Source organism: uncultured Negativibacillus sp., from assembly GCF_944388365.1.
In the GTDB taxonomy this organism is placed as follows: domain Bacteria; phylum Bacillota; class Clostridia; order Oscillospirales; family Ruminococcaceae; genus Negativibacillus.
This window is the reverse complement of sequence record NZ_CALXIN010000114.1, coordinates 1-5,257: the sequence shown is the minus strand read 5'-3', so window position 1 is coordinate 5,257 and position 5,257 is coordinate 1. Positions and strand designations below refer to the sequence as shown.

Genomic DNA, 5,257 nt, shown 5'->3' with positions numbered 1-5,257 from the left:
GTCTCTGGTGTGCTTCCTCCAGGTCGATGCCCCGAATCTGAGCGCCCGCCATGGTCAGATGACCGCCGCCGCCCAGCTTTTCCATGATGATCTGGACATTTAATTTACCCATGCTGCGCGCCGAGTAGGCAACCACGTCGTCCGACTCATGGTAAAAGACGAACGATGCGTCCACATCCTCGATGCCAAGCAGCTCGTCGGCTGCCTGCGCCGAAACGATCTTGATCTCGTCGATGCGCTCCTTGACGGCGCACACTGCACAGTGGCGGTAAAGCTTGGCGGACGAAACCACCTTGCATCGCTCCTGATACGCCAGCATATTGGAGGCAAACAGGCGTTTGACCTCGACGGTGTCCGCACCCATCCGGCGCAGATAAGCCGCCGCCTCGAAGGTGCGCACGCCGGTGCGCAGTACAAAGTTTTTGGTATCCAGCATCATACCGGCAAGCAGCGCCTCGGCTGCCGCCGAATTGGGCTTATACTTATCGCCGAAGTACTGCAACAGCTCCGCCACCATCTCCGAGGCGCTGGAGGCGTACGGCTCGTGGTGGAAGATGACCGCATTGTCGATGTAGTCGACCATCTTGCGGTGGTGGTCGATGACCACCACGTTCTTGCACTTTTTGTAGACCTCAGGAGCCTCGATAAAGTGCGGAGTATGTACATCGACGATGATTAACAGCGTTTCCTCGGTGACATAGTCAAGCGCGACCTCCGGCTCGATGAACGCCTGGTCGAAGCCCTGTTCAATGAGCCTTGCATGCAGCTGCTTGACCATGTTGGCGCGGCTGTTCAGGATGATTTTGACCGGCTTGCCCATCTGCTGAATCGGATAGTAAAGTCCCACCGCTGCACCCAGACAGTCGAGGTCGGCAAAGCGATGGCCCATAATCAGCACGTTCTGGCTGGAATCGAGCAGCTCGCTCAAGGCTGCCGCCACGATACGGGTCTTCACCTTGGTGCGCTTCTCGATGCCCTTGGACACGCCGCCATAGAATTCGTAGCCGTTTTTATTCTTGACAGCTGCCTGGTCGCCGCCGCGTCCCAGCGCCATATCCAGCGCCTGAGTGGCGAACTTTTCAGCCTGCAGAAGGCTCTGAGCGTCGCGTCCGACACCGATGGAGAGGGTGGCAGGCATCTTGTCGTTTGCGTTGATCTTGCGCACGGTATCGAGGATGGTAAAGCGTTCCTCGACGATGGAGCGCATGTATCGCTCCTCAAACGCCACAAAGTAACGGTCCTTTTCCAGCTTCTTGATGACGCCGTTGTAGTTTTCGACGTAACATTCGATCTGATACTCGATCTCGCCCATGATCTGGGAGCGCTCGTTTTCGCGCGCGCTCTGCAGCAGCTCCTCATAGTTGTCGATGAGGATGATGGCGACCACCGGACGGGAGGAGAAATACTCCTTGGCGATGCGCTTTAATTTGTCGTCGTCGATGAGGTAGATGACGCTCAGGCGGCTGTCCTCCTCACCGGTAGGAGCATGGTAAGCGGTATACTGATGACCGCGGCACTCCACGCCGCAGCCCTGTGCCGGACAATCCAGCTGGAGATTGATGCTCGGAAAATACTCGGCCAGTCCATGGCCAAAGCAATCCTCACCGCCGAACACCTTTTCCCGCATTTGATTGTTATACCAGATGATTTCACCGCCGCGGCGGGTCACCAGCACCGGCAGCGGGAAATCCCGCAGTGCCTTATTGGTATAGGGAGAAAGCTGTTTTTCCATCGTCTGATAGAATTTATTGATGCTTTTACTGAGCGTTGCCAGCAGGTAGCCCAGCAGCAAGGTCAGCAGCAGCAAGGCAAGGAAGCCTGCAAACAGCCAGCCATTCTGGGAGAGCAGCGCCATGACAAACACAGCGACATTGATCAGGCCCAGCACCACGGTCAGCGGCACAAACAAAAACATTCTTTTCTTCATCATATCACCTCATTGCGCGAGGATTTTTTATACGGGTCTATGCGACCCGGGCCCGCACTCGGACTTTCTGCAAGAACCTTGCGGGCTTACTCAGCCCGCGCCCGAGGTTCCTTTCTTCTCGAAAAGAAAGGAACCAAAGATTCGCCAAAGAGGAAGTTTCCTCTTTGGAAACACCTCTGAGGGGCAAGACCGCACCTCTGCTTTCTGCATTGTCCTACTTTTTTGTGTGCGGTCCCGAGAATGGGCAAAGCCCATTCTCCAAACTTTCTACAAGAACGTTGCGGGCTTACTCAGCCCGCGCCCGAGGTTCCTTTCTTGTCGAAAAGAAAGGAACCAAAGATTCGCCAAAGAGGAAGTTTCCTCTTTGGAAACACCTCTGAGGGGCACATCCCCTCGGGAACTTCGCCTTGCGAAGTTCTCTCCCCCTGACTACTCCGGCAGCAGGAAGATGTCAGGTTTTGCACCTGCCACTTCGGGCAGTAGAGCGCCTTTGTCGAGTGCAACCTCTACCGTTACAGAGGGGGTTCAAAGGGGGTCATCCCTGACCCCCTTCGCTGGAGGTCAAGGAACCAGAAGGTTCCTTGTGTGCTCTTTGTGAAACTTTCTTCACACAAGAAAGTTTCCGCGGGCGCGGGCTGAGTAAGCCCGCAAAAAAGGTCATGCAGGAACTTTCCTGCAAAGAAACAAAGGGTTTGAGAAGGGGTTTCTCCCCTTCTCTTACGCCTCCTGGATCACTGTCAGGATCATTGGGCTGCGCTTGGTCTTGTTGTAAACATAGCGGCTGACTTCGTCCTTCATCCGGTTTTTCAGGCTGGTCCAGTCGCGTACGCCGCCTTTCATCGACTCCTCCAGTGTGTCCTTGGCAATGTCACGCGCACCGTTAATCATGTCCTCCGCCTCGCGCACATACACAAATCCGCGGGAGATGATATCCGGTCCGGCAACAATCTTCTTTGTCTTGGTGTTGATGGCTGCTACCACCACGATCAGACCATCCTCTGCCAGATGCTTGCGGTCCCGCAGCACGATGCTGCCGACGTCGCCGACACCCAGACCGTCCACCATCACTGCGCCCGACGGCACCTCGCCGCCGATGCGGAACATCTCGCCGTCGGTCTCCAGAACCTTACCGATCGACGGGATGATGACGTGGTCCTCATCGATGCCCATCTGTTTTGCAACCATCGAATATTTGTTGAGGTGTTTGTACTCGCCGTGTACCGGCAGGATGTATTTTGGCTTGGTCAGCGCCATCATCAGCTTCTGCTCATCCTGGCAGGCATGGCCCGAAACATGCACCTCGTACATCTTTTCGTAGATAACCTCGGCGCCCAGCTGCATCAGCTCGTTGACGACGCGGCTGACAAACTTCTCGTTGCCTGGAATCGGGCGCGCCGAAATGATGATAAAATCGTTCGGAGTCACCTTAACCTTGCGGTGCTCGCTCATTGCCATGCGGCTGAGCGCCGACAGCGGCTCGCCCTGGCTTCCGGTGGTAATCAGCACCACCTCGTTAAACGGCAGACGGTTGGCGACGTCGATGTCCACCAGCACGCCGTCCGGCACCTTCAGATAGCCCAGCTCGATGGCAGTGGCGACGACGTTGACCATGCTGCGTCCCGATACCGACACCTTTTTGTCGTATTTAGCTGCATAGTCGATGATCTGCTGGATGCGGTGGATGTTCGAAGCAAAGGTCGCAATGATGATGCGGCGGTCGCCTGCCATCTGGAACAGCTTGTTAAACGACTCGCCTACCGTGCGCTCGCTCGGCGTGGAGCCTGGCATCTCGATATTGGTCGAATCCGGCAGCAGCGCGAGCACGCCCTCCTTGCCAAGCTCACCAAATCGTCCCAGGTCGATGACGCCGCCTTCGATCGGTGTGTAGTCCACCTTGAAGTCGCCGGTCTGGATAATGATACCCGCCGGTGTATGGACTGCCATGGCACAGGCATCCGGGATCGAGTGGTTGACGCGGATAAACTCTACCGACATACAGCCGGCTTTGATGACGCTGCCAGGCTTCACCTCGACCATCTTGACCTGATTGAGCAGGCCGTGTTCCTTGAGTTTGTTTTTGATAAGACCCAGTGTCAGTTTGGTGGCGTAGATCGGAGCGTTGATCTCCTTCATCAGGTACGGGATGCCGCCGATGTGGTCCTCGTGGCCATGGGTAATAAAGACACCGCGGATGCGGTCGCGGTTCTGCACCACATAGCTGAAGTCCGGGATGACAATGTCGATGCCCAGCATTGTTTCATCTGGAAAGGCAAGACCGCAGTCGATGATGAACATATCGTTGCCGCACTCATACACGGTCATATTCTTGCCGATCTCATTGAGGCCGCCCAGCGGGATAATGCGCACCAGCGGTTTTTTGCCTTCTTTTTTGCGGCGGGTATTTTTCTGGCGCTGCGGCTTTTCGGTTTTTTCCTGCGCTGCCGGTTCGGTCTGCGCCTTTGGTTTTTGCTGTCTTGGCTGTTTTGGACGGCCGGACTTTTTCTCTGCGCCGCCCAGCGGATTAACCAGCTCGATAGCGCTTTGTACCGCCTGTGCCAGTGCGTCGCCCTTGGACTGCTTTGGCTTGCGGTTATAGCGGCGCGCAGGCTTCTGCGCTTTTTTTGGCTCCGCGGTCCCTGTGCCGTTGTTTTTTTCGTTCATTCGCAATTCCTCCTATGAATGCATGATGTCCGACCGCTCCGATATAACGTCCCTGTATGGACGATGGGTGTGTTTTCATACAAAAAGTCCGCTCTTTTTTTCTGCCCCTCTGCTTTTTAAATAGATACCGTTCTGCAGTTGTGGCTCGTCACAAAAAGAGGGTGCTTTTTATAAGGTAGTTTCAAAACAAATCGCGCGCATTTTTCACATCAGTTTCCCAAATGCGTCGTTATGACAATTTGTCAACGTAATTCTGGCGTCGTCGGACGTTGGCGGGTCAGTATTCCCCGCGTTGATTTATATTTTGATGTTCTCTATAAAAAACAGGTTACCCTGTCCTTCGCAGCAAAAAATAGATAAATTCAAGAAAGGGAGCATGTCGCCGAAAGTGCGACTGCGCAAAATTCCCATCATAATGTATTCTTTTTTATTGTACCTTTCCCCACTCTATCTGTCAAGCCGCATCTTTTTACCGGCGGAGGTTTCCCTCAGTATGGGAGGTTGCAGCAGCGCTTATACGGAGAAGGCGGGGAGATCCCCTCCTTCTCCAAGGGACTTTCCTTTTTTTGCAGGATAGTCCCTGCAAGACCTATTTGCAGGGAGGCTCCCCGCCCCTGCACCCCGGGGTCCATTTCCTATCGCGAGGAAATGGACGAAAGGCGCGCCAAA

The 5,257-nt window shown here is 54.9% G+C and carries 2 protein-coding genes; both read right to left on the bottom strand.

Going from position 1 to position 5,257, the window contains the following annotated elements:
* The coding region (locus Q0L39_RS10490; protein ID WP_296628998.1) for a DHH family phosphoesterase at positions 1-1,927 on the bottom strand (1,927 nt) is incomplete at its 3' end.
* Between the two features lie 717 nt (positions 1,928-2,644).
* Positions 2,645-4,588 (bottom strand): RNase J family beta-CASP ribonuclease, encoded by a 1,944-nt coding sequence (locus Q0L39_RS10485; protein WP_296628996.1) that lies wholly within the window; start codon positions 4,586-4,588, stop codon positions 2,645-2,647.
* Between the last annotated feature and the right edge of the window lie 669 nt (positions 4,589-5,257).